Below are 23,745 nucleotides of genomic sequence, written 5' to 3' on the forward strand. Positions count from 1 at the left end.
GTCGGCATCCGTCCGTCCCGCCGCGCCACAGCCCGTAGGCTCGAAGACTATGGCGATCGGTTCGACAATCCACACGTTCGACGTGCAACTGGCAGACACCGATCGCGGCGTCTACGAGGACTACTCCCTCCGCGCGGCACGGCACCCGTCCGAGACCGACGCATATCTGCTCACCCGTCTGCTCGCATACGGACTGGAGTACGCCGAGGGCATCGCTTTCGGCGGCAGCGTCTCCGACACCGAGGAACCCGCCGTCGTCGTGCGCGACCTCACCGGGCGCATCACCGCCTGGATCGAGGTCGGAGCCCCCGACGCCGAACGCCTCCATCACGCCACGCGTCTCGCCGATCGCGTCGTCGTCTACACCCACCGCGATCCGGTGAAGGTGATGGCGCCCTGGGCCGACAAGCGCATCCACCGCGCCGACGACGTCCGTGTGTACAGCTTCGACCCCGGGTTCATCGAATCCGCCGCGTCGCTGCTCGAGCGCCGGAACACCGTGACGATGACCGTCACCGAGCAGACCCTGTACCTGACGCTCAACGGCACGAGCCTGACGACGGCCGTGCACGAGCACACGATCGACTGACGGTCAGCGGGCCTCACCGCGTTCCGTCGTCGCTGCGCTCCTCGCTCAACGACCCGCGAGGTGCACGAAAGGCCCCGCCCGCGGGAACGCGGGACGGGGCCTTCGTGACCGAACGGTCAGCTGGTGAGGTCGGCGGCCGACGGCATCCGTCCGGCGATCTCCTCGATCAGATCGTCGTCGACGCGCGCGTTCTCGAACGGCGCCTCGATCTCGGCGCGGCTCAGCAGCTCGCTCATGCGACGCTGACGCTGACGCGTGATGAGCGTGACGACGCGACCCGAGCGACCGGCACGGCCGGTGCGGCCCGAGCGGTGCAGGTACGTCTTGTACTCGTCCGGCGCATCGGCCTGCACGACCAGGTCGATGTCGTCGACGTGGATGCCGCGGGCGGCGACGTCCGTCGCGACGAGCACGTTGACGCGTCCCGAGGTGAGGCGCTCGAGGTTGCGCGTGCGCTTGCCCTGGTTCAGGTCGCCGTGCAGCGAGACCGCCGGGATGCCGGCGTCGTCGAACTGCTCGGCGAGCATCTCGGCGTAGGCGCGCGTTCGGGCGAACACGAGGGTCTTGCCCTCGCGGTCGACGAGCGACGTGAGGATGTCGGCCTTGTCGCGGTGCTCGATCACGAGCACGCGGTGCTCGATCGTGCTGGACTCCTGGTCCTCGCCGGCGACCTCGTACACGGCGGGGTCGACGAGGAACTCGTCGACGAGGGCTGCGACCTCGCGGTCGAGCGTCGCCGAGAAAAGCAGCTTCTGACTGCCGTCGGCCGTGTGACGCAGGATGCGCTGCACGGGCTCGACGAACCCGAGCTCGCACATGTGGTCGGCCTCGTCGAGCACCGCGATGCGGCAGTCGGAGAGGTCGAGCTTGCCCTGGTTGATGAGGTCCTCGACGCGACCGGGCGTGCCGATGACGATGTCGACGCCCTTCTTGAGGGCGCCCACCTGGCGACCCTGCGGCACACCGCCGTAGATCTGGGTCGTGAAGAGGCCCACGCTGCGGGCGATGGGCTGGATCGTGCGGTCGATCTGCAGGGCGAGCTCACGCGTCGGGGCGAGGATGATCGCGCGCGGCGACCGTCCGAACTCACGGCGCTTGCCGGCCTGCGACTGCAGCACCTTCTCGACGAGCGGTGCGCCGAACGCGATGGTCTTGCCCGAGCCGGTGCGGCCGCGGGCGAGCACGTCGCGCCCTTCGAGCACGGCCGGGATGCTGGCCGCCTGGATCGGGAACGGGCTGGCCGCCCCCATGTTGGCAAGCGTCTCGACGATGTTCGATCCGAGCCCGAGATCGGCGAACGTCACGTCGGTCACCTCGACGGCCTGCACCGCCTTGGCCTCGAGGCGCTCGTGCACGACGTCCTCGGTCGGTTCGAACACGGCCTTGGGTGCGGCGTTCCAGTCGCTGCGGCTCGGACGCGCGTCGCGACCGGTGCGGTCGTCGCGACGAGGACGCTCGGTGCGGTACGCGCCACCGGTCGACGGGCGCGAACGCTCGTCGCGGCCGCCCTCGATCGCACGCTGAGTGCGGTCGCGGTCGAAGGCGCGACGGGCACGGTCGGCGTCGTAGGAGCGTGCAGGACGGTCGGATGCTGCGCGGTCGTCGCGCTGCGGACGCGCATCGCGGTCGAAACGCGGACGCTCGGCGCCGCGGTCGCTGTACCGGGGGCGGTCGCCGCCACGGCCGGCGCGGTCGCCGAACCCGCGGTCGTCGCGCCGCGAACGCGCATCACGGTCGAAGCGCTGCCCGCCGCGGTCGTCACGGTCGTAACGGGGACGGTCGGAGCGCTGCCCGCCGCGGTCGTCACGGTCGTAACGGGGACGGTCGGAACCGCGGTCGTCCCGACGCGGACGGTCGTCGAAGCGACGCGCACCAGCGCGGTCGTCGAACCGGGGGCGATCGTCGAAACGGCGCTCATCGGAACGGGGGCGCTCGCGGTCGTCGCGACGGTGCGGGGCCTCGCGGCGTCCGGACTCGGCGCGGTTGCGGATGCTGCGGGCCTCGTCGCGGCCGGCGCGCTCCTGCGCGGACCAGCGCTGCTTGGGAGCACCGCCCTCGTCGGCTGCGCGGTAACCGCGGTGGCCGGGGCTGCGGCTGCCGGGACGGCGGTCGAAGCCGGCCGCCGCAGGACGCCGCTCCCCGGCATCCGCTCGTCCGCCACGGGTGTCGCGGGCTCCGTCGCGGGTGTCGCGGGCTCCGTCGCGGCCGCCGGCGTGACGGTCGTGGAACGAGGTCTTCTTGGCGCCGTAGCGCGGCTCGAAGTTGGCGGCGGGGCGTCCGCCGCGGGGCTTCTTGTTCTTGGGCATGGGGTGTCCTTCTGAGTTCTCGCACGAGAACAGCGCTACCGCGCACACGCGCGAGCACCCGGCATCCGATCGAGAAATCGAACTGCGGGTCCGGACTGTCAGCGGCCGGGGCCATTCATGTGATGGTTGATTTGCGTCGATCGACGCTCACCATCGGCCCCTGGGCTCACACTTCTTGCACAAAAACGTCCGCGTCCATACGCGGGTGCCCGAAGCCGACCACACCAGTGTACCGGTCGCACCTGGGAGGACGCCCGTCGCCCTACGATGGCGGCATGAGCACCGCATCCCCCACCGGCACCCAGATCCATCTCCAGCTCGGCGAGGTGTCGGCGCAGATCGCGCAGGTGGGCGCCTCGCTCCGCTCGTTGCGCATCGGATCGGTCGATCTGATCGCCCCGTACCCGCTCGACGCGCCGACGCCGTCGTGCTCGGGCGTCGTGCTCGTGCCGTGGCCGAACCGCGTGCGTGACGGGCGATGGGACGACGAGGGCACCGAGCGACAGCTGGCGATCACCGAGCCGAAGTTCGGCAACGCCAGCCACGGCCTGCTGAGGTTCACGGCCTACGAGGTCACGGAGGGCGCGTCGTCGGCGACCCTGCGCACGTCGGTGGTGCCGCAGACCGGCTACCCGTACCTGCTCGAGACGAGCGTCACCTACACGCTGCGTGCCGACGGCATCGACGTCGAGCACGTGATCACGAACCAGTCGGCGACGCCGGCGCCCGTGGCCGTCGGTTCGCACCCGTTCCTCACGATCGGCGACGTCGCCGAGGAAGACCTCGTGCTGCGCGTCTCGGCCGCCACGGCGATCGAGACGGACGAGCGGATGCTGCCCGTCGGCACGCGCCCGATCGACGCGGCCGTGCGGGAGGGCGTGCGCCTCGGCGACGTCTCGCTCGACACGGGGTTCATCGACCTCGAGCGGGATGCCGACGGCATCGCGCGCCACTCGCTCACCGCACCGGACGGCCGCCGTCTGACGCTCTGGCAGGGCGAGGGTTACGAGGTCGTGCAGGTCTTCACGACCGACAAGTACCCCGGACGCCCGCTCGCCGTCGCGATGGAGCCGATGACCGCCCCGGCCGACGCGTTCAACAGCAGAACCGGACTGCGGCGCCTCGCCCCCGGCGAGACCTGGACCCTGCACTGGGGCATCACGCTCGACTGAGACGCGCCCCGCGCCCGAGACGCCCGGTTCGCGACGACCCCGCCCTGCGGTCGACAGGACGGGGTCTCAGCGGTGAGGCGGCTACTCGCCGCGCTCGCGCAGCTCGCGGCGAGTGAGCTGCGGCGCGTGCGGGAGGGCGGGTGCCGAAGCCGACGACGCTCCGGATGCCGTGGCTCCGGCGAGCGCGGGGCCGTCGGTCCCGTCCGGGGCGCCGTCTGCGGCATCCGTCGCGGCGGTACCGCCGCCCTTGCGAGCGTGGCGCCGTTCCTTCGCACCCTCGACGAGGTTGTACAGCGTCGGGAGCACGATCAGCGTGAGCACGGTCGACGACAGCAGACCGCCGATTACGACGATCGCGAGCGGCTGCGAGATGAAGCCGCCGTGACCGGTGATGCCGAGCGCCATCGGGGTGAGCGCGAGGATCGTCGCGAGCGCGGTCATGAGGATCGGCCGCAGACGCTTTTCACCACCCGCCATCACCGCCTCGGCGGTCGACAGTCCCTTCTCCCGGTACTGGTTCACGAGGTCGATGAGCACGATCGCGTTCGTCACCACGATGCCGATGAGCATCAGAACCCCGATCAGCGAGGCGACGCCGAGCGGCACGCCGGTGACGATCTGCAGCAGGATCGCGCCGGTGGCCGCGAACGGCACCGAGACCAGCAGCAGCAGCGGCTGACGCAGCGACTTGAAGGTCGCGACCATCACCACGTACACGATGAGGATGGCCGCGAGCATCGCGAGTCCGAGCTGCGAGAACGAGTCGGCCTGCTGCGAGGCGACGCCGCCGACCTCGGCAGAGGCGCCGTCGGGCAGGTCGACCGCGGCGAGCGCCTCGGTCACCGACTGCGTCGCGGTGGCGAGGTTGTCGGAGGCCGGGGGCACCGTGATCGTGGCGGTGCGACGGCCCTGCTCGGTGGTGATCGAGGTGGGGCCGTTGCGCTCCTCGACGGCCGCGAGGTCCTGCAGCTGCACGACGCCCGTCGGGGTGGGGATCGTAAGCTCGCGCAGCGCCTGGGCGGTCGTGGGCGGGGTGGCGTTCGCGAGGTAGACGGTCAGCGAGGAGTCGTCGATCTCGACGGATCCGAGCTGCTGCGGACGCATGGTGTTCGACACGATCGCGCCGACGGCTACCTCGGAGAGCCCGCGCGCCGCGGCGGCGTCGCGATCGACGACCACCGCGAGATAGGGCAGGGCGGCGGCGAGGTTGTCGGTGACCTGGCCGATGCCGTCGCGACCGTCGAGCTCGTCGACCACGGCAGAGGTGGCTGTGGCGAGGTCGTCGCTGCTCGAGGCGGTGACGGTGATCTCGATGTCGCTCGATCCGAGGCCTGCGGATGCCGCGACCGACACCTCTCCGACGTCGGTCAGCTTCTCGATCGCGTCCTGCACCTCGGTGCGGAGGGCCTCCTGGTCGGCGTCGCTGTCGGTGAGCACCGAGTAGGTGACTCCCGCGCCGCCCGAGAACGCGTCGCGCAGCGCGGAGCCGCTCGACCCGATCGACGCCTGCACGTGCTCGACGCCGTCGATGTCGAGCAGGGCGTCCTCGACGGCGATCGCCGCATCGGACTTCGTCTCGAGGCTGGCGGTGGGACCGAGGTCCTGCGTGACCGTCATGGTGTTCTGGCCGGAGTCGCTGAGGAAGTTGATCTTCATGAGCGGTGCGGCGGCGATCGTGCCGCCGAGCACGATCACGGCGAGGAGCACGGTGATCCACGAGTGCTTGAGCGTCCATCCGAGGATCGGGCGGTAGCCGCGCTGCAGGCGGGTCGGCGGAGCATCCGGGTGCTCGGGATCGATCTGCACGCCGTCCTCGTCGAGCAGGGGCTTGCCGGGGCGCAGGAACCAGTAGGCGAGAACCGGCACGATGGTCAGCGACACGAGCAGCGAGGCGACCATCGCGATCGACACGGTCATGGCGAACGGCCGGAACAGCTCACCCACGGCGTCGCCGACGAAGACGAGCGGCAGGAACACGGCGACGGTGGTGATGGTCGACGAGGTCACCGCCATCGCGACCTCGCGCACGGCGAGCCGGATCGCGTCGCCCTTGTCGGCGTCGCCGACGTAGTGTCTCTTGATGTTCTCGATCACGACGATCGAGTCGTCGACGACGCGTCCGATCGCGATGGTGAGGGCGCCGAGGGTGAGGACGTTGAGCGAGTAGCCGAACGCCTGCAGTCCGATGAAGGTGATGAGCACGCTCGTCGGGATCGAGATCGCGGTCACGAGCGTCGAGCGGATCGACAGCAGGAACACGAGGATCACGATCACGGCGAACGCCAGACCCAGCAGTCCCTCGGTTGCGAGCGTCTCGATGGACTGCTCGATGAAGGGCGCCTGGTCGAAGATGATCGTGAACTCGGCATCCGGCAGCGCCTCGCCGATCTCGTCGAGCGCGGCGATGATCCCCTTCGACACCTCGACGGTGTTCGCGGCGGGGAGCTTGGTGATCGAGATCGACAGGGCGTCCTCGCCGTCGACGCGCGAGATCGACGAGACCGGATCGGCCTCCTGCACGACCGTCGCGACGTCGCCGATCGTCACGTCGGTGCCGACGATGGGGAGAGCGGCGATCTCCTCGACCGAGGTGATCTTCGCACCCGTCTGCACCGTGAGCGTCTGGCCGTTCTCGGTGATGTCGCCGCCCGGGAACAGGGTGCCGTTCTGCTCGAGCGCGTCGCTGATCGCCTGGGTGCTCTCGCCCTGCGCGGCGAGCGCGGCGACGTCGGGCGTGATGGTGATGCGCTGTCCGACGCCACCGATGATCTGCGCCGCGTTGACGCCGTCGACGTCTTCGAGGTCGGGGATCGCGACGTTCTCGAGCTGGGTCTGCGCCTCCTGCGCGTTCTCGAAGCCGGTCACCGCGACCTGGATGACGGGGAAGTCGTCGACCGACACCGCGAGCACCTGCGGACTGATGCCTTCCGGCAACTGCGCCGAGATGCGGTTGATGGCCTGCTGCATCTTCTGCTCGGCCGTCGCGAGGTCGGTGCCGTAGGCGAACGTCGCCTGCACGACCGACGCATTGGTGGTGCTCGTCGCGGTGGTGCTCTCGAGGCCGGGCACGCCCTGGATCGCCGCTTCGATCGGCGTCGACACGTCGTTCTCGACGACCTCGGGCGAGGCGCCGGGATAGGTCGCGGTGACGACGAGGTTCGGCAGCTCGAGCGACGGGATGAGCTCCTGCTTGAGGTTCGTGAGAGCGAGTCCGCCGAACACCGCGGCGACGATCGTGATGAGGGCGATCAGCGCGCGGTTCTTCAGGCTCAGGACGGCGAGTTTCGACACGGGATTCTCTCTCTGTCGGTCAGGCGGATGCTGCGGCGGTGGGTGCGGGTGCGGACGCCGGTGCGGGACAGAGGATCCCGGCGAGGGCGTCTCGGATCAGCTCTTCGTCGAGCGGCTCGTCGTGGATCTGTGCGTGCCAGAGTACGCCGTCGATGAAGACGGCTGCCGCCCTGGCGCGGTCGCGGCCGTGGACGGGCGCCATGAAGCCGACGATCTCGTCGGACCACTGGCGCGCGAACGCTCGCACGCGGGGGTCGTGAACGGCGGCGGTGACGACCGCGCGGTCCGCGTGCACGGCGCGGGCGTCGTCGAGGGCCTGACGCACGAGACGGGCGATGCCGGCCGGCGTCACGCCCTCCGCGACGACGGCCTGCCTGGTCTCTTCGATGCGCCCCTGGATCTCGGCGGCGAGCGCATCGAGGGCTGCTTCGCGCAGATCGTCGAGGGTCGCGAAGTACTGCGTGGTGGCGCCGAGCGGCACGCCTGCCCGCGTCGCCACCTTGCGGTGCGTGAGGGCGTCGACGCCGATCTCGACGATGAGCTCCGCGGCGGCGGTCACGATCTCACGGCGACGCGCCTCGGGGTCGCGACGGCGACGGGTGACCTCGCTCATCCGAACCTCCTGTACGGGCGTACATGTACGTTTGTACATCTTGCCCGTCGAAGCTGAGCGTTCGCCCGGCGCCTGGCCCTGCATCCCTCCTGTCGAACGCCGGCGCCCCGCCTGAGCGCCGACGCCCCGTCTGGTCGACGCGAATCAGACGGGGCGTCGGCGACCAGCAGGGGCGTCGGCGAAAGCGGCGGGGCCGTTCAGGCGGCGGAGGCCTCCACCTGACCGCGTTCGAAGTAGGCGACGAGGTCGGCATCCAGTGCGGGGACCTCGATCGCCGAGCCGTCTCCGCGCAACGACTCCGTCGCGAGGATGCCGGCGGCGACCGCCTCGCGGGCGGCGACCGGCGACGTCTCGGTGAGGCCGCCGTCGCGCACGAACCGCAGGAACTCGGCGACGAGCAGCGCGTCGGCGCCGTCGTGTCCGGCATCGACGACCTCGGGCACGATGAACGTCTCGTCGGCGTCGGCGGCACCGCGGTGCCTGCGGTTCCACAGGCGCACCTCGCTGCCGGCGGTGTCGCCGAAGTTCTCGATGCGCCCCTCCGTGCCGATCACCGTGTAGTTGCGCCAGTAGTCGGGCGTGAAGTGGCACTGCTGGTACGAGGCGAGGATGCCGCCGGCGAGCCGCATGTTCACCATCGAGATGTCCTCCACGTCGACCACGGGGTTGAGTCCGGTGAGGGATGCGGGCGGCCAGTTGTCGACGCTGAACCAGTCCGGCATCCGCTCCCCCGGCCGCTCCCGGCGGTCGGTGATCGCACCGTACACGCTGAGCTCGCCCATCGCCGCGACCTGCTCGGTGTAGGCGCCGGCGAGCCAGTGGATGATGTCGATGTCGTGCGCCCCCTTCTGCAGCAGCAGCCCGGTGGTGCGGCGGCGGTCGGCGTGCCAGTCCTTGAAGTAGTAGTCACCGCCGTGCCCGACGAAGTGCCGCACCCAGACGGCCTTGACGTCGCCGATGCGCCCGTCCTGGATCAGGCCGCGCATGAGCGTGATCACGGGCATGTGCCGCATGTTGTGGCCGATGTAGAGGCGGCTCCCGGTGCGGCGCGCAGTGCGCAGCATGGCGTCGGCGTCGGCGAGGTCGATCGCGAGAGGCTTCTCGCAGAACACCGCGACGCCGGCCTCGAGTGCGCGGATGCTGAGCGCGGCGTGGGTGTCGTCCGGCGTCAGCACCATCACGGCATCCACCCCCGAGGCGAGCAGCTCGTCGAGCGAGTCGGTGACGAGGGCGTCGGGCAGCAGGCGGCGCGCGTCGTCGCGCGCCCGCTCCGAGGGGTCGCAGACCGCAGTGATGCGCGAGCCCGCACCGGGGCGGTGCACCTCGTCGCGGAGGGTGGCGCGCGCGCCGAAGCCGATGATTCCGATGGAGAGATCCACGATGGTCCTTCTGGGGTCGAGAGAGAGTGCGTGACGTCTGCGTCAGCGAATGCGGGATGCCGCGGAATCGAGATCCGTCGACGCTCCGGGGAAGAGCGACCAGGGGAACTCGTGGACCCGGGGCGGGGAGTCGTCGGGAGCGAGCGCGCGGTCGATGATGATGCGCGCCTGACTGTCGAAGAAGTCGGTCGGGCCCACCGTGGTGAGGGTGGGGGCGACCCGCTGCGCGTCGGGGGTGTTGCCCACGCCGACCACCGCCACGTCGTGCGGCACCCGCAGGCCCAGCATGTGCGCCGCGTTGATCGCCGCGATCGCGGCGAAGTCGGTCGTCGCGTAGATGGCCTCCGGGCGGTCCTCGCGAGACAGCAGCCCGACGGCGGCCTCGAAGGCGCTCGACTGCGAGTCGCCGTACGTCGCCGTCCACGCGGGGTCGACATCGAGGCCGGACGCGGCCATGCGCTCGAGGTAGGGCGTGTACCGCGTGACCTGCGTCGGCGCGAGGCGCACCGCGCCCTCCGCCGTGAGGGCGCCGATCCTCGTGTGGCGCTCGAGCAGGTGGTCCATCGCGATCTCGCAGCCGGGGATCGCATCCGAGCGCACGACGTCGAAGCCGTCCGGGTCGAGCGGTCGTTCGGTGAACACCACCAGGCGCTGCCCCCGGCGCACGAGGTCGCCGAGCTTGCCCACGGCGTCTTCGTCGAGTCCGATGCCGTCGAGGTAGGCCACGTCGCTCTCGACCCGGTCGAGCGCCGCGTGCCAGTCGCCGTCAGCGAGGATCAGCGTCGTCAGCCCGTGCTTGTTCGCCTCGACGTTGACGGCATCGGCGACCGCGAGCGACCAGGGGTCGCTGAGCATGTGCAGCGAGAGCTGAACCATGCCGGAGCGCCCGGTTCTGATCGCGCGCGCGGCGCTGTTCGGGCGGTAGTTCAGCTCGTCGGCGGCGGCCAGGACCTTCGCAGCCGTCGCCTCGGCGACACCGGCACCGGATGCGGAGCCGGCGCGTCCGGAGAACACGTACGACACGGTCGCTGTCGACACCCCGGCTCGCTCGGCGACCATCCGCAGCGTCGGGCGCCGGGGAGGATGCTGTCTGCGCTCCGCCATGGGTCAGCCCTTCGATCCGCTGAACGCGATGCCCTGGATGAACTGCCGCTGCAGGATCATGAAGGTCACCAGCATCGGCAGGGTCGCGAGCAGCGCACCGGCCATGAGCACCGGGTAGTCGGTGCCGTGGATGCCGACGAGCTGCGACAGCCCGACCGACAGCGGCATCCTGGCAGGGTCGGTCGTCACGATCAGGGGCCAGAGCAGATCGTTCCAGGACCACAGCACGGTGAACACCACAAGTGCGATGATGCCAGGCTTCGCGAGCGGAACCATGATCCGCCAGAAGGTCTGCCACGGATTCGCGCCGTCGATGCGCGCCGCCTCCTCGAGCTCGGCGGGCATCGACAGGAAGAACTGCCGCATGAGGAACGTGCCGAAGGCACTGAAGATGCCGGGGACGATCAGCGCCTGCAGCGTGTTGAGCCAGCCGAGCGACTGGATGATCTCGTACTGCGGCAGCAGGTAGAGCTGCGAGGGCACCATGAGCACCGAGAGGAACACGACGAACAGGGCGTTGCGGCCGGGGAACGGGATGCGGGCGAACGCGTATCCGGCCATGGTGCAGAGCACGACCTGTCCGACCGTGCGGCCGACCGTGAGCAGCACCGAGTTCGCGAACATCTGGGCGAAGGGCATCGAGTCGAACACCTCGGCGAAGTTCGTGAACACCCACTCGCGCGGCAGCAGGCTCGGCGGCACCTGCACCGAGTCGGACAGCGTCTTGAACGAGGTCAGCAGCTGCCAGATGAAGGGGAACACCATGAGCACGGCGCCCACGATCAGCACGAGGTGCACGATCCACAGGCCGCGGTTCTTCGGCGTCCCGGCCGCACGGCGGCGACGGGATGCGTCGGCGCCCACGATCGCGCGGGTGTCGAGGGAGAGGTCACTCATAGTGCACCCACTTCTTCTGCAGGCGGAACTGCACGATCGTCAGCGCCAGGATGATGAGCAGCAACAGGAAGGCGACGGCGGCCGCGTAGCCGCGATCGTTGTCGAGGAACCCCGCTTCGTAGAACAGGTAGACGACCGTGCGGGTGTTCGGCATGGCCGGGTTGCTGCGACCGAGCATCATGTAGACGAGGTCGAACACCTGCAGCGCGCTGATCACGCTGATCACGCTGACGAAGAAGATCGACGGCGACAGCAGCGGGATCGTGATGGAGAAGAACTTGCGCACCGGGCCGGCGCCGTCGAGGTCGGCCGCCTCCATGATCGTGTCGGGGATGCCCTGGAGACCGGCGAGGAAGATCACGATGTTCGTGCCGAGCCCCGCCCAGATGCCGACGACTGCGATCGCCACGAGCGCAGTGCTCGGGTCGGTCAGCCAGCTGCGGCCGTCGATGCCGACGGCGCCGAGCGCGGCGTTGAGCACGCCGTAGTCGCCGTTGTAGATCATGCGCCAGACGAGCGCGATCGCAGCGGGCATCGTCACGACGGGGATGAAGTACAGGGTGCGATAGGCGCTGCGCCCCTTGAGGCCCGTGGTGTTCAGCAGCGCCGCGATCGCGACCGCGAGCGGGATGCCGATGAGCGCGATCACCGTGTAGATCGCGGTGTTGCGCAGTGCGCCGATCAGCTCGGGGTCCTGGAACAGACGCGCGTAGTTCTCGACGCCCACCCACTCCGACCCGCCGAACGGTCCGGACTTCGTGAACGAGATGATGAGCGTGCGCACGGTCGGCCACAGGTAGAAGACGGCGATGCCGAGGGCTGTGGGGCCGAGGAACACGAGCGCCCACCAGGGCGAGGCGCCCGGCGTGCGCCGGCGGCGACGGATGCCGGGGCGCTGCGCCTCCGGCATCCGCGCCGTCTGCACGGCCTCGCGCGAGGCGACGACGGTCATGAGGTCACTCCTGCTCCGCGTCCAGCGCCGCCTGCATCTGCTCGGCGAGGTCCTTCAGCCCGGCCTCGGGCGTGACGGCACCCGACCAGACCTGCGACAGCACCTCGCTCTCGATGCTCGTCCACGCAGACGTGTTCTTCGAGACGGGGTAGGGCACGGCGGTGTCGAGCGCGTCGATGTAGACCTGCAGGTCGAACTGCGGCTGCGCGTCGACCCAGGCCTGCTGCGTGTCGTGGAAGGCGGGGATCACGGTGCCGGTCTCGGCCTGGATCTTCGCGGCCTGCTCGCCGCTCGCGAATGCGGCGAACGCCTTCGCCTCCGCGAGGTGCGGGCTCTTGGCGTTCGCGACGTTGCCGACGCCATGGATCACGCTCTGGTTCCCCGTGGGCCCCTCCGGCAGCGGCGCGACGTCGACCTGGTCGGAGATGTCGGCGTTCTCGCCGTAGGCGATCGCGGCCCACGAGCCGTTCTGGAACATCGCGACCTTGCCCGAGAGGAAGAGGTCCTCGGGGTTGGTGTCGGTCATCTGCTGGGCGGTCGGCGACGACCCCGCCTCGATGAGGTCGGTCCACAGCTCGATGCCCTCGAGCGCTTCGGGGGTGCCGTAGCCCGACTCCGTGCCGTCGGCCGAGATGACCTCGCCGCCGGCCTGCGCGATCGAGTTGTAGTAGTTCTCCTGACCGTACTGGCTCGCCGCGACGCCGTACTGGCCGGTCGCGGGATCGGTGAGGGCTGCGGCGGCGGCGGTGAAGTCGTCCCACGTCCACCCCGCGGCGGGGTAGGCGACTCCTGCCGCGTCGAACAGCGCCTTGTTGTACCAGAGCGCGACGGTGTCGAAGTCCTTGGGGGCGCCGTAGAGCGTGCCGTCGAACGTGTAGAGGTCGATGAGCCCCTCGGGGTAGTCCTCGGCATCCACCCCGGCGTCGTCGAGCGGCGCGAGCTGGCCGTTCGAGGCGTACAGCTGGAAGTTCGGACCGTTCATCCAGAACACGTCCGCCGCCGAGCCGCCGGTCGCCGCGGTCTGCAGCTTCGTGAAGTACTCCTTATACGGCGTGACCTGGATGTCGATCGTGACGTTCGGGTTCTCCTTCTCGAACGCTGCGGCGATCTCCTCCATCGCGGGCTTCTGGTTCTCGTCCCAGATCGCGTAGCTGAGGGTGACATCTCCCCCGGAGGACTCGCCGCCCCCAGTGCACGAGGAGCAGGCGGTGAGCGAGACGACGGCCGCCGTGGCGGCGGCGAGGCCGCCCAGGGCGCGGTGGGAGGTGCGGGGCATCGGTGTCTCCTTCGACGGGTGCAGGTCCTTGTTAAACGTTTAGCAGTTAAACGATTAGCAAGAGAGTAGCCCGCCACCCGCGCGCCGCGCAAGAGGTGTCAGAGCTGTGCGCCGAGCAGCAGCCCGGCAGCCGCAGCCGCCAGGCCGAGCACCAGCATCCCGAGAGAGTCGAAGACGGATGCCGCGCGCTCGCCGTCCCGCCACAGCGCGACGGCGTCGAGCATGGCGGTGCTGAAGGTCGTGTACCCGCCGAGCAGACCGGCGCCGACGAGGAAGGCGGCATCGGGCAGCGCGGTGGTCACGACGCCGAGGGCGAACGAGCCGGTGAGGTTCACCACGAGGATGCCCCACGGGAACCGACGACCCGCGATCGATCCGACGGCCAGGTCGAGGACGTACCGGAGCACCGCGCCCGCTCCCCCGGCGAGCGCCGCGCCCAGGAAGAGCAGCGGGCTCACGGCGCGGCCCCCGCCCCGGCTGCGGAGTTGCGTGGCCGACCGAGGCGCAGCCCCAGCGCGGCGGCGGCGAGTCCGAGCACGAGGCTGCCCACCGCGTACACCGCGGCGAGCACCGGCGCGACGGACCAGAGCTGCACGGTGCCGGTCATGAAGGCGCTGTAGGTCGTGAAGCCGCCGAGCACCCCGGTGCCGAGCAGCACGCGCAGGTCGGCGGTCTGCGGCATCCGCGCGGCGAGGAGTCCTATGAGGAACGCGCCGATGACGTTGACGACGAACGTCGCGAGCGGGAAGCCGCCGGCATCCGTGATCCAGAGGCCGAGCGCGAGTCGACCCGCTGTGCCCACGGTGCCCCCGAGGAACACGAGGAGCACGCGGCGGACAGTCACCCGGCAACTCTAGCCGGGCGCCGATCCGGCCCCGGCGGACCGTCGCAGGGCGGCCGATGAATGTCAACCCGCTGTGCAGCCCCTGGGCTCGGGGCGAACACTGATGACATGAAGCCGCTGTGGAAGCTCGACCGCACCCCGCCCACAGGCACTCCCTTCGACCCCGGAGCTCGACACGACGTCATCGTCGTCGGCGCCGGTCTCACCGGTCTCTCGACCGCCGTGATGCTGACCCGAGCGGGGCTCGACGTCGCGGTACTGGAGTCGGGGTCGGTGGGAGAACTCGCGTCCGGCGGCAACACCGGCAAGCTCTCGTTGTTGCAGGCGCAACGGCTGGCCGAGATCCGCCGCCACCACTCCGCGGAGCTGCTGCAGGCCTACGTCGACGGCAACCGCGCCGGCATGGACTGGCTCACATCCTTCGCCGACCACGCCGGAGTGCCGTACGAACGACGCATCGACCACACCTACGCGCAGACGGCCGACGGACTGGAATCGGTGCGCGCGCAGCACGCCGCAGCGCAGGAGGCCGGGCTGCCGACGCGCATGCTCACGCGCGGCGAGCTGAACGTCGACTTCCCGGCCGCGGGTGCCGTGGCCCTCGACGACCAGGTCACGATCGACCCGATGCGCGTGAGCGAGGCGCTTGCGACAGAGCTCCTGTCCGCGGGCGGCACGCTGCACACCGGAGTCCGCGTCACGGCGGCGCACGCGCTTCCCGACCCCCGCGTCGAGACGACCGCAGGTCCCCTGTTCGCCCAGCACATCGTCATCGCGACCGGGTATCCGATCCTCGACCGCGGCCTGTACTTCGCGAAGATGCGGGCCTTTCGGTCGTATTGCGTGTCGTTCCGGGTGCCAGGCGGCATCCCCGACTCCACGTTCATCTCGACCGACCAGCCGACGCGGTCCATCCGGCCCGTGTCCGCGTCCGACGGGCCAGGCGCGACCGCGCAGCTGGTCGTCGGCGGCAACGGCCACCCGGTCGGGCGCTCCGACGGCGAGCGCGCCGCTGTCGACGAGCTCGTCGAGTGGACGCAGAAGTTCTTCCCCGGCGCGGAGGAGACCCACCGCTGGTCGGCGCAGGACTACGAGTCGCACAACCAGATCCCGTTCGTGGGTGCGATGCCGCGGGGTCTCGGACGCATCCGCTTCGCGACCGGCTACGCCAAGTGGGGGCTGTCGAACGCCCCGGCTGCGGCACTGCGACTCACCACGGAGATCCTCGGCGCGAGCTGGCACGACCGTCCCGGCTGGATGGTCAAGATCGGCACGCGCCTGACGGTGCCGGCCGACCTCGCCCGCGGTGCCGTCGAGGGCGTCAAGGTCGCCGCTGCCGCCACCAAGGGCTGGGTGGATGCCGAGAAGACCCCCGTGCCCGTGCCTCAGCCCGCCGAGGGCGAGGGCGTCGTTGCGAACCGAGGAGGGCTCCCGGTCGGCATCTCGACCGTCGACGGCGTCACCAGAGCCGTCGACGCCGTGTGCCCGCACCTCGGGGGCGTCCTCGATTGGAACGACGCCGAGTGCACGTGGGACTGCCCGCTGCACGCCTCCCGCTTCACCGCCGACGGAACACGCATCGAGGGCCCGGCGCTCAGCGATCTGAAGAAGCTGCCCCGCACCCCGGAGGACTGAATCCCGTCAGTCGCGGGCGCTAGCCTCCGCGGGAGGGGCGTCCCACCCCTGCTGGGGTTGCTCGCAGGTCTCGCGGAACACGTACTGCGACACGAGCTTCCGCTGGTGGCTCGACCAGTCGATGGCCGGGCGGCGCTGGTCGTGCGGCAGGTAGCCGAGGCGGTAGACGGCCATGAGCTCGAGGTCGTCCGGTACGTGCAGCAGGTCGACGATCTCCTCCCACTTGCCAGGGACCTCCATCGGGAAGGAGATGAACTGGATCCCCATCCCGAGCTCGACCGTCGTGAGCCACACGTTCTCCATCGCGGCGCCCATGCTGAACACCGAGTAGAACGACGAGAGCTGCCCCGGCCGGTACTCGCTGCGGTCGAGCATGACCCCGAGGAGCAGCGGAGAGCCGGCGACGAGCTTGTGGTTCTCCTCCCCGAGGGTCTTGGGCACACCGAAGGTGTTCATGAGCTTCTGCCCGCGCTTCGTGAACACCTGACTCGTGAAGGGCCGCAGGGCCGCAGGGAGCTTGTCGAACAGCATCCCGCTGCGCTTCTCCTCCATCTCGGCCTGGCTGAAGCGGAAGTACGGCTTGTAGCGCTCGAAGAACGTGCCGTTCGACATCGCCTCCGTCATGCTCTCGCCCGAGATCTGCGCGATCCTGTCGATCGTGTCCCGGTTCTCGATCACGACGAAGCGCCATGGCTGGCTGTTCAGCTGCGAGGGCGCGCGGCCCGCCGCCTCGAGCAGGATGCGCTGATGCTCCTCCGACACCGGATCGGGCAGGAACGGCCCGTTCGTGGTCTTGCGGCGGCGGATGACATCGAGCAGTTCCATGCGTTCACTTCCGGTCGGAGGGGATGCGCGAGCACACCAGGCCCGCGACGAGGAAGGGGGCCGCGGCGAGCGCGACCAGGGGGTGCCGACGCGTGTGCGTGCCGAGATACGGGATCGCCGCGAGCGGCACGATCGCCGGAGCGAGGGATGCCGCGGCCCGGCGACTCGCGGCCTTCGGGCGGGCCCAGAGCGCGGCGCTGACGGCGGCGGCCGTCGTGATGCACGTCGACACGTAGAGCGCGTGGTGCACCCAGCGGAACCCTCGCGTGTCGATGACCCGTGCCGCGACGGCGGTGCCGAGGGCGGCGTTCGCGGCGTAGGCGATAGTCGCCGCGACGAACAGCGGAGCCGCATTCGTGCGCGTGCGACGGTGGCCCATGGCACGACACTACGCCCGGACACCCTCTGCCGAGCCACCCCCTTGCGCGCGAAACACCCCTTTGGATAGGAGCCACAAGGGGGTGGCTCGCACCCAAGGGGGTGTGTCGGCGGGGTCGTTAGAGGTTCGCCTCCGCGTACACGCGGAGCGCGTCGCGGACGAACTCGGCGCCGTGCGTGCCACCGGACGACGTCGCGTAGTTCGCGCCGAAGCGTGGGTCGGCGACGTACATCTCGCCGAGGCCGATCACGTATGCCTTGACGTCTCCGCCGGGCGCCGACGCCGGCGTGCCGGGGACGCCCGTGAGCCACTCGACATGGCGGCGGGCGATGTCCTGCGCCTCAGCGGATGCCGGATCGACACCGCTCTCGGCGGCGGCGATCCAGTCGCGTCCGAGATCGGACACGCGCTGCTGCCAATCGGCGCGCTCGGCCTCCGTCATCCCGCGCCACCAGCGGTCGCCGTCGGCGTACGCTTTCCGACCCCAGCGGTGCTCGACCTCCTGCTTGTACTGCGTGTGATCGAAGCCGTCGAACATGTTCTCTGCCATGAGTTCTTCACCTCCTCTCAGTGCCGTGATGGTGCTCTCGACCGACGCGATCTGGCGCGCCAGCCTGTTCTGCTCCTCGCGCAGCAGCGCGAGGTGGGTCTCGAGGGCCGAGGCCTCCGTCGTCGTGCGCGAACCGGTGTCGAGCACGTCGGCGATCTGCGGGAGCCCGAGTCCGAGCTCGCGCAGCAGCAAGATCCGCTGCAGACGCACGAGGGCGGCCTCGTCGTAGTGGCGGTAGCCGTTGGGCGCGATGCGGGTCGGAGCCAGCAGACCGATGTCGTCGTAGTGACGAAGGGTTCTGCTGGTCGTGCCCGCGAGGCGTGCGATCTCCTGGATCGACCACTCCCGTCCGCTCATCTCTCCTCCTCGGTTCGTTCGATGACTCCACCGTAGAAGTTGACGTTGCGTCAAGGTCAAGCCTCCACGTTCACGATCCGTTGACACGATCGAGATATATCGTGTTACGCTGTCGCAACACGATATATCGTGATCCGTCTCAACACAGGAGAAGCAGACATGACCGAGAAGTGGCTCATCGCCCCGGGCGAGGAACGCGTCATCGACATCGAGAACGTCAGCCGGCTGAAGGTCGGTCTGGTCGGCGGGCAGGTCGACGTGATCGCCCACGACGAACCCGGCATCCGCATCGAGGTGCACGGCGTCACCACCAAGGACCTCCGCATCGAGTCCCACGACGGCGAGGTCGAGATCGACCACCCGCAGCTGGGCTGGGACAACTTCCTCGAGGTGTTCCGCAACTTCGGCTCGGGCGGCCCCAAGGCCGAGGTCAGCATCGCCGTGCCGCGCTCGATCGCCCTCACCCTCGGCGTCGTCAGCGCCGGTGCGCTCGTCTCCGGCATCCGCAACGACGCCCGCCTGAACACCGTGTCGGGCGACCTCATCGTCGACACGCTGATCGGCGACATCACCGTGAACTCGGTGTCGGGCGATGTGCAGGTGCGCGGGCTGACCGGCTCGATCACGGCGAACAGCGTCTCGGGTGACGTCGCCATCACCGGCACCGTGCGCAAGGCGACCGTCGACACCGTGTCGGGCTCCACGCTCGTCGACGCTGCCGGCGACGTCAACACCATCAACATCAACTCGGTCTCGGGCGGCACCACCGTGCGGCTCGACGAGTCCCTCGCCGCCAACTACGTCATCCGCTCGCTCAGCGGACGACTCCTCATCGACGGCGTCGAGCGCGGCTCCTCCGGCATCAACAACTACACCGGGTCCACGGGCGAGCTCGCCGGACGATTCGTCGACCTGCGCGCGAACTCGGTCTCGGGCGGCGTGACGGTGCTGCGCCGCACCCCCGCATCGATCGAGAACGACGCCGAATGGGAGGAAGCATGAGTCCCGCCGTCTTCTCTCACGGAGACCTGCGCCTGTACCTGCTGTCGCTGCTCGCGGAATCCCCGCAGCACGGGTACGGCATCATCCAGGCCCTGACCGACCGCACCGGCGGCACCTACACGCCGAGCGCGGGCACCATCTACCCGCGACTCGCGAAGCTCGAGGAAGAGGGACTCGTCTCGAAGACGGTCGACGGCCGCACCACGATCTACGCGATCACGGATGCCGGACGCGCCGAGCTGTCCTCCCGTGAGGGCGACCTCGCGGGCATCGAGGCGGGACTCACCGACTCGGTGCGGCTGATCGCGAACGAGGTGCGCCAGAGCGTCAAGGAGGCGATGAAGAGCCTGCGGGCCGACTTCGCCACCGCCGAGAAGGACGACCGCGCGGCATCCAAGTCCCGCCCGCGCACGGCGGGAGACGAGGAGCGCATCGTCAGCCGTGAGGAGCTCCACCGGGCGGATGCCGTGATCAACGCGTTCCGCGCCCGGGTCCGAACCGACCTCCGCACGCACGTCGCCCAGGGCGGGCGCCTGCCGGCATCCGTGGTGAACGAGCTCGAAGCGGGGCTCGATGCCGCCGCCCGCGGCATCACCGTCGCCCTGTCGTCGCTCTCGCGCTGACGTCCTTCTCGGAAGCCGCTCAGACGGCTGACGATCCCTCGGTTGGCTGGCCGATTCGGCTCATACAGCCAGCCAGGCGGGGGATCGTCAGCCGTCGGTACCGAAGATCGGGCCTACTCCGTCCAGATCTCGGGCTGCGAATCCGGCACCGGCTCCTCGAGCGGCACCACGAGCACGGACCGATGCTGCCGGTGAGCGAGGCGCGCGGCTACCGATCCCGTGAAGAACTCGCGGATCGACTCTCCGATGCCGCGCTTGCGCGTGCCCACTACGATCAGCTGGGCGTCGAGCTTGTTCGCGAGCGCCTTGATCGCGAGCGCCGGATCGCCGACGAGCTGCCGGGCGGTCCAAATCAGCCCCGTCCCTTCGAGAGCCTTCGCCGCCTCGGCCTGCACGGCCTCGAACTCCGCCGTTCCCGCGTCGAAGTTGATGTCGATCGGAGCCGAGTGCACGTATCCGTCCGGATCCTCATACGTCACGAAGCGCGTGACGTCGACGTGCACGACGACGAGCGGCACCCGCAGGAGGCGGGCGAAACGCGATGCCTCCTGAATCACACGAGGGCTCTGCCCCGGCTGGATGCCGACGATCACCGCCTTCTGCAGTGTCGCGTTCTGGACGGCCTCGTCCGAGGGAGAAGAGGTGTTGTCGGTCATCGAGATCGCTCCCTTCGCCAGCCTTGCTATCAGGCAGTGCGGTCTACCCGCGTGCTATTCTGAATGCTACTCTTACCGGCCTCGAGCCGGTGTCGTGAATGCATCGGGCCCCAGCTAGCCCGCAGCTCAACTCGTGAGGGGGTCTCTGGCATGGGCCGTGGCCGTCAGAAGGCGAAGCACACCAAAATCGCCCGCGAACTGAAGTCATTCAGTCCGTCCGTCAACTACTCGGCGCTCGAACGAGAGCTCGGTCACCCGAGCGACTCGGAAGACGAGTACGTCGACAAGTGGGCAGACGAGTACGCCGACGAAGACGAGGACGAACTAGAGAAGGCCTGACCGCCCTCTCGTCTCGTCGTCTCCCCCGTGCACCGCACGGGGGTTTCGTCGTGTCCGAGAGGACCGATCCGGTCCCGATCCGCTGATCCGGTCCCGATCCGCTGACAAATCCGAGGCGATGATCCGCTGATCGTGACCGCGTCCGCGGATCGTCGCGCGAGGATCGCTCACCAACGCCCGTAGCGGCGTTCCCAATCCTCTTCGATCGTGCGACGGCGGCCGGCGACGAGCCCGGCCGGGATCGCGGCGAGCAGTACTCCGACGAGCAGCCACAGCGGCACCTGCCATCCGCCGGTCGTCTCGTGCAGCAGGCCGATGAGCAGCGGGAAGGCCGCCGCGACCGCGTAGCCGATGCTCTGCGCGAAGCCGCTGAGCGCGACCGCGCTCTCGGGCGTGCGGGCGCGGATGCTGAGCAGCACGAGGCTCAGCGGGAACAGGATGGGCCCGAGGCCGAAGAGCACCACCCACAGTGGAAGCGCGACGGTCGGCGCGAACAGCAGACCGGCGAGGCCCGCCAGGCCCGCCGCTATCCCGACGAAGAACACCGGTCGCGTCGCGTGGAAGCGCACGATGAGCAACGGCACGATCAGTGAGCAGGGCAGCCCCATGAGGCCGAACAGCGAGAGCAGGAGGCCCGCGTCCGCGGCGCTGACCCCGCCGACCTCGATGAGGATCGCGGGCAGCCAGGCGAAGGAGACGTAGGCCAGCGTCGACGACGTGCCGAAGACGAGCGCGACGGCCCACGCCATCGGCAGCCGCCACAGTCGCCCGAAGACACGCGGGTTGGCCGGGCGCGTGACGATCGGTCCGGTCGACACCGATGCCGGATCGGGGTTCTCGAGCGCCTCGATCGACGGCTTCACGATCGGCGGCGCCAGCGCCGGCCCGTCCGTGCGGCTCGTCACGATCATCACGATCCATGGGACGAGCGCGATCGCCGCGAAGACGCCCCACATCCCGAGCGAGACGCGCCAGCCGGCCGAGTCCGCGACGGGTACGGCGACCAGTGGTGGAACGAACGTCGACACCGCCATCGTCGTCGAATAGACGGTCATCATGATGCCGAGTCGGTCGGGGAAGTACTTCTTCACCAGGGGCGGCAGCAGCACGTTGCCCGACCCGACGCCGGCGAACACGACGACCGTCGCCCCCAGCAGGGTCGTGGAATCGACGGAGAGCCCGCGCAGCAGAAGGCCCGCGGCGATGAGCGAGATGGCCACGACGGCGATGCGCTCGAGCCCGAACCGGCGCTCGACCAGTGGCGTGAGCAGACCGAACAGCGCGAAGCACACGGGTGGTGCGGCGCCGATGAGACCGGCGACCACCGACGACACCGGGAAGTCCTCGGCGACGTGGTCGATGACCGGTGAGAGGGATGCCACGGCCGAGCGCAGCGAGAACGCGACCAGCACGATGCCGATCAGCGCGAGAGCTCGGCCGCGCCAGAGCGGCAGCCCCTGCGATGAGCTCGGGGACCCCGTCGTCACGAGGTCTGCGACCCCTCCACCCACGCGAGGTACTCGTCGGAGACCGTGCCGGTCACGTACCGGCCGTCGAAGCAGCTCATGTCGAGGTCGGAGAGCACCGATCCCTCCGTGATGGCGGCCTTGAGGTCGTCGACCTCCTGGTAGACCAGGTGGTCGCAGCCCAGCTCCTCCGCGATCTCCGGGATCGTGCGGCCGTGCGCGATGAGCTCGTGGCGCGACGGCATGTTGATGCCGTAGACGTGCGGATGCCGCACGGGCGGCGCCGCGGAGGCGAACGTCACAGACGTGGCACCGGCATCCCGAGCCATCTGGATGATCTGCTTCGAGGTCGTGCCGCGCACGATCGAGTCGTCGATGAGCAGCACGTTCTTGCCCTGGAACTCGGTCGACATGGCGTTCAGCTTCTGTCGCACGCTCTTCTTGCGCACCGCCTGGCCGGGCATGATGAAGGTGCGGCCGACGTAGCGGTTCTTGTAGAACCCCTCGCGGTACTCGATGCCCAGCTTGCGGGCGACCTCCATCGCGGCCGGCCGCGCGGAGTCGGGGATCGGCATCACGACGTCGATCTTGTCCATCGGCACATGCTTCGCGATGGTGTCGGCGAGGCGCTCACCCATGCGCAGGCGCGACTCGTAGACGGAGATGCCATTCATGACCGAGTCCGGCCGCGCGAGGTAGACGTACTCGAACGCGCACGGCGCGAGGGTCGCTTCCGTCGCGCACTGCTTGGTGTGCAGCTCGCCGTCGTTGGTGATGAACACGGCCTCGCCGGGCTCGACCTCGCGCACGACCTCGTAGTCGCCGTTCTCGAGCACCAGCGACTCGCTCGCCACGACCCACTCGTCCTTGCCCTTCGCGCCCTCGACTGTCGACGGACGACGGCCGAGGATGAGCGGACGGATGCCGAAGGGGTCGCGGAATGCGAGCAGACCGTATCCGGCGATCACCGCGATCACCGCGTACGCGCCCTCGATGCGCTCGTGCGTGCGGGCGACCGCCTCGAAGATGCGCTCGGGGTCGAGGTCGACCGTCGACGTGGTGTTCTGCAGTTCTCCCGCGAGCACGTTGAGCAGCAGCTCGGTGTCGCTCGAGGAGTTGAGGTGACGGCGGTCGCGCTTCGCCATGTCGGCGGTCAGCTCACGCGTGTTCGTGAGGTTGCCGTTGTGGATGAGGATGATGCCGTAGGGCGCGTTCACGTAGAACGGCTGCATCTCCTCCTCGCTCGACGCGGTGCCCTTGGTCGCGTAGCGGACGTGGCCGAGGCCGACGTTGCCGAGCAGTCCGCGCATGTCGCGGGTGCGGAACGCCTCACGAACCATGCCCTGCGCCTTCGCGTTGTGCATGACGCCGTTGGCCTCCGCCGTGGCGATGCCCGTCGCGTCCTGACCGCGGTGCTGCAGCAGGAGGAGAGCGTCGTAGATGTCCTGATTGACCGGGGCCGTCCCGACCATTCCGACGATGCCGCACAT

General features: G+C 69.6%; 22 protein-coding genes. 6 read left to right on the forward strand and 16 right to left on the reverse strand.

Annotated features, from left to right (window positions below; all coding sequences use genetic code 11):
• The first annotated feature begins 49 nt into the window (after window positions 1–49).
• Window positions 50–589, forward strand: coding sequence for a YaeQ family protein (locus tag RAC81_RS06280; RefSeq protein WP_375081550.1), 540 nt, complete (start codon window positions 50–52; stop codon window positions 587–589).
• A 116-nt stretch (window positions 590–705) separates the two neighbouring features.
• Here RAC81_RS06280 and RAC81_RS06285 read toward each other — a convergent pair whose 3' ends face one another.
• Window positions 706–2,895, reverse strand: coding sequence for a DEAD/DEAH box helicase (locus RAC81_RS06285; RefSeq protein WP_375081551.1), 2,190 nt, complete (start codon window positions 2,893–2,895; stop codon window positions 706–708).
• A gap of 275 nt (window positions 2,896–3,170) precedes the next feature.
• Here RAC81_RS06285 and RAC81_RS06290 point away from each other — a divergent pair, with 275 nt between their 5' ends.
• The gene (locus tag RAC81_RS06290; protein WP_375081552.1) at window positions 3,171–4,067 is read left to right on the forward strand and encodes an aldose 1-epimerase family protein; all 897 of its coding nucleotides are present in this window, start codon (window positions 3,171–3,173) and stop codon (window positions 4,065–4,067) included.
• Window positions 4,068–4,148: 81 nt separating this feature from the next.
• On the opposite strand, the gene RAC81_RS06295 is transcribed toward RAC81_RS06290, so the two are convergent.
• The 9 genes from RAC81_RS06295 to RAC81_RS06335 all read right to left on the reverse strand — a co-directional run bounded on the left by RAC81_RS06295 (window position 4,149) and on the right by RAC81_RS06335 (window position 14,423).
• Window positions 4,149–7,358: an efflux RND transporter permease subunit gene (locus RAC81_RS06295; RefSeq protein WP_375081553.1), complete on the reverse strand. Its 3,210-nt coding sequence runs from the start codon at window positions 7,356–7,358 to the stop codon at window positions 4,149–4,151.
• A 19-nt stretch (window positions 7,359–7,377) separates the two neighbouring features.
• Window positions 7,378–7,971, reverse strand: coding sequence for a TetR/AcrR family transcriptional regulator (locus RAC81_RS06300; protein ID WP_375081554.1), 594 nt, complete (start codon window positions 7,969–7,971; stop codon window positions 7,378–7,380).
• Window positions 7,972–8,168: 197 nt separating this feature from the next.
• Window positions 8,169–9,350, reverse strand: coding sequence for a Gfo/Idh/MocA family protein (locus RAC81_RS06305; protein ID WP_375081555.1), 1,182 nt, complete (start codon window positions 9,348–9,350; stop codon window positions 8,169–8,171).
• A 42-nt stretch (window positions 9,351–9,392) separates the two neighbouring features.
• Window positions 9,393–10,454: a LacI family DNA-binding transcriptional regulator gene (locus RAC81_RS06310; RefSeq protein WP_375081556.1), complete on the reverse strand. Its 1,062-nt coding sequence runs from the start codon at window positions 10,452–10,454 to the stop codon at window positions 9,393–9,395.
• Window positions 10,455–10,457: 3 nt separating this feature from the next.
• The gene (locus RAC81_RS06315; RefSeq protein WP_251584266.1) at window positions 10,458–11,351 is read right to left on the reverse strand and encodes a carbohydrate ABC transporter permease; all 894 of its coding nucleotides are present in this window, start codon (window positions 11,349–11,351) and stop codon (window positions 10,458–10,460) included.
• Window positions 11,344–12,303, reverse strand: coding sequence for a carbohydrate ABC transporter permease (locus RAC81_RS06320; RefSeq protein ID WP_375081557.1), 960 nt, complete (start codon window positions 12,301–12,303; stop codon window positions 11,344–11,346). Before RAC81_RS06320 ends, RAC81_RS06315 begins: the two co-directional genes overlap by 8 nt.
• A 4-nt stretch (window positions 12,304–12,307) precedes the next feature.
• Window positions 12,308–13,579 carry an ABC transporter substrate-binding protein gene (locus RAC81_RS06325; protein ID WP_375081558.1) on the reverse strand — a complete coding sequence of 424 codons (1,272 nt, stop codon included), beginning with the start codon at window positions 13,577–13,579 and terminating at the stop codon, window positions 12,308–12,310.
• A gap of 98 nt (window positions 13,580–13,677) precedes the next feature.
• On the reverse strand, window positions 13,678–14,037 hold the full coding sequence (locus RAC81_RS06330; protein WP_375081559.1) for a fluoride efflux transporter FluC: 360 nt from the start codon (window positions 14,035–14,037) through the stop codon (window positions 13,678–13,680).
• Window positions 14,034–14,423, reverse strand: a complete 390-nt coding sequence (locus RAC81_RS06335; protein ID WP_375081560.1) for a fluoride efflux transporter FluC — start codon at window positions 14,421–14,423, stop codon at window positions 14,034–14,036. Before RAC81_RS06335 ends, RAC81_RS06330 begins: the two co-directional genes overlap by 4 nt.
• Before the next feature lie 108 nt (window positions 14,424–14,531).
• Here RAC81_RS06335 and RAC81_RS06340 point away from each other — a divergent pair, with 108 nt between their 5' ends.
• Window positions 14,532–16,058 carry an FAD-dependent oxidoreductase gene (locus tag RAC81_RS06340; protein WP_375081561.1) on the forward strand — a complete coding sequence of 509 codons (1,527 nt, stop codon included), beginning with the start codon at window positions 14,532–14,534 and terminating at the stop codon, window positions 16,056–16,058.
• Window positions 16,059–16,064: 6 nt separating this feature from the next.
• Here the strand turns inward: RAC81_RS06340 and RAC81_RS06345 are convergent, their stop codons facing one another.
• The 3 genes from RAC81_RS06345 to RAC81_RS06355 all read right to left on the reverse strand — a co-directional run bounded on the left by RAC81_RS06345 (window position 16,065) and on the right by RAC81_RS06355 (window position 18,169).
• Window positions 16,065–16,883 carry a nitroreductase family protein gene (locus RAC81_RS06345; RefSeq protein WP_375081562.1) on the reverse strand — a complete coding sequence of 273 codons (819 nt, stop codon included), beginning with the start codon at window positions 16,881–16,883 and terminating at the stop codon, window positions 16,065–16,067.
• A gap of 4 nt (window positions 16,884–16,887) precedes the next feature.
• Complete coding sequence (locus RAC81_RS06350) at window positions 16,888–17,262, reverse strand: hypothetical protein (RefSeq protein ID WP_375081563.1); 375 nt, start codon at window positions 17,260–17,262, stop codon at window positions 16,888–16,890.
• Window positions 17,263–17,380: 118 nt separating this feature from the next.
• Window positions 17,381–18,169 (reverse strand): MerR family transcriptional regulator, encoded by a 789-nt coding sequence (locus RAC81_RS06355; protein ID WP_375081564.1) that lies wholly within the window; start codon window positions 18,167–18,169, stop codon window positions 17,381–17,383.
• A 159-nt stretch (window positions 18,170–18,328) separates the two neighbouring features.
• Here RAC81_RS06355 and RAC81_RS06360 point away from each other — a divergent pair, with 159 nt between their 5' ends.
• Entirely contained in the window at window positions 18,329–19,171 is an 843-nt protein-coding gene (locus RAC81_RS06360; protein ID WP_375081565.1) for a DUF4097 family beta strand repeat-containing protein, read from the forward strand.
• Complete coding sequence (locus RAC81_RS06365; protein ID WP_375081566.1) at window positions 19,168–19,794, forward strand: PadR family transcriptional regulator; 627 nt, start codon at window positions 19,168–19,170, stop codon at window positions 19,792–19,794. Before RAC81_RS06360 ends, RAC81_RS06365 begins: the two co-directional genes overlap by 4 nt.
• Before the next feature lie 113 nt (window positions 19,795–19,907).
• Here the strand turns inward: RAC81_RS06365 and RAC81_RS06370 are convergent, their stop codons facing one another.
• Window positions 19,908–20,450 carry a universal stress protein gene (locus RAC81_RS06370; protein ID WP_375081567.1) on the reverse strand — a complete coding sequence of 181 codons (543 nt, stop codon included), beginning with the start codon at window positions 20,448–20,450 and terminating at the stop codon, window positions 19,908–19,910.
• Between the two features lie 150 nt (window positions 20,451–20,600).
• On the opposite strand from RAC81_RS06370, the gene RAC81_RS06375 reads away from it, so the two are divergent.
• The gene (locus RAC81_RS06375; RefSeq protein WP_096716204.1) at window positions 20,601–20,789 is read left to right on the forward strand and encodes a DUF3073 domain-containing protein; all 189 of its coding nucleotides are present in this window, start codon (window positions 20,601–20,603) and stop codon (window positions 20,787–20,789) included.
• Window positions 20,790–20,956: 167 nt separating this feature from the next.
• Here the strand turns inward: RAC81_RS06375 and RAC81_RS06380 are convergent, their stop codons facing one another.
• Together RAC81_RS06380 and purF are read right to left on the reverse strand one after the other, a co-directional pair.
• Window positions 20,957–22,276, reverse strand: coding sequence for a CynX/NimT family MFS transporter (locus RAC81_RS06380; RefSeq protein ID WP_375081568.1), 1,320 nt, complete (start codon window positions 22,274–22,276; stop codon window positions 20,957–20,959).
• On the reverse strand, window positions 22,273–23,745 hold the full coding sequence (purF, locus tag RAC81_RS06385) for an amidophosphoribosyltransferase (RefSeq protein ID WP_375081569.1): 1,473 nt from the start codon (window positions 23,743–23,745) through the stop codon (window positions 22,273–22,275). Before purF ends, RAC81_RS06380 begins: the two co-directional genes overlap by 4 nt.

The organism is Microbacterium sp. CR_7 (assembly GCF_041954755.1).
Taxonomy (GTDB): Bacteria; Actinomycetota; Actinomycetes; order Actinomycetales; family Microbacteriaceae; genus Microbacterium.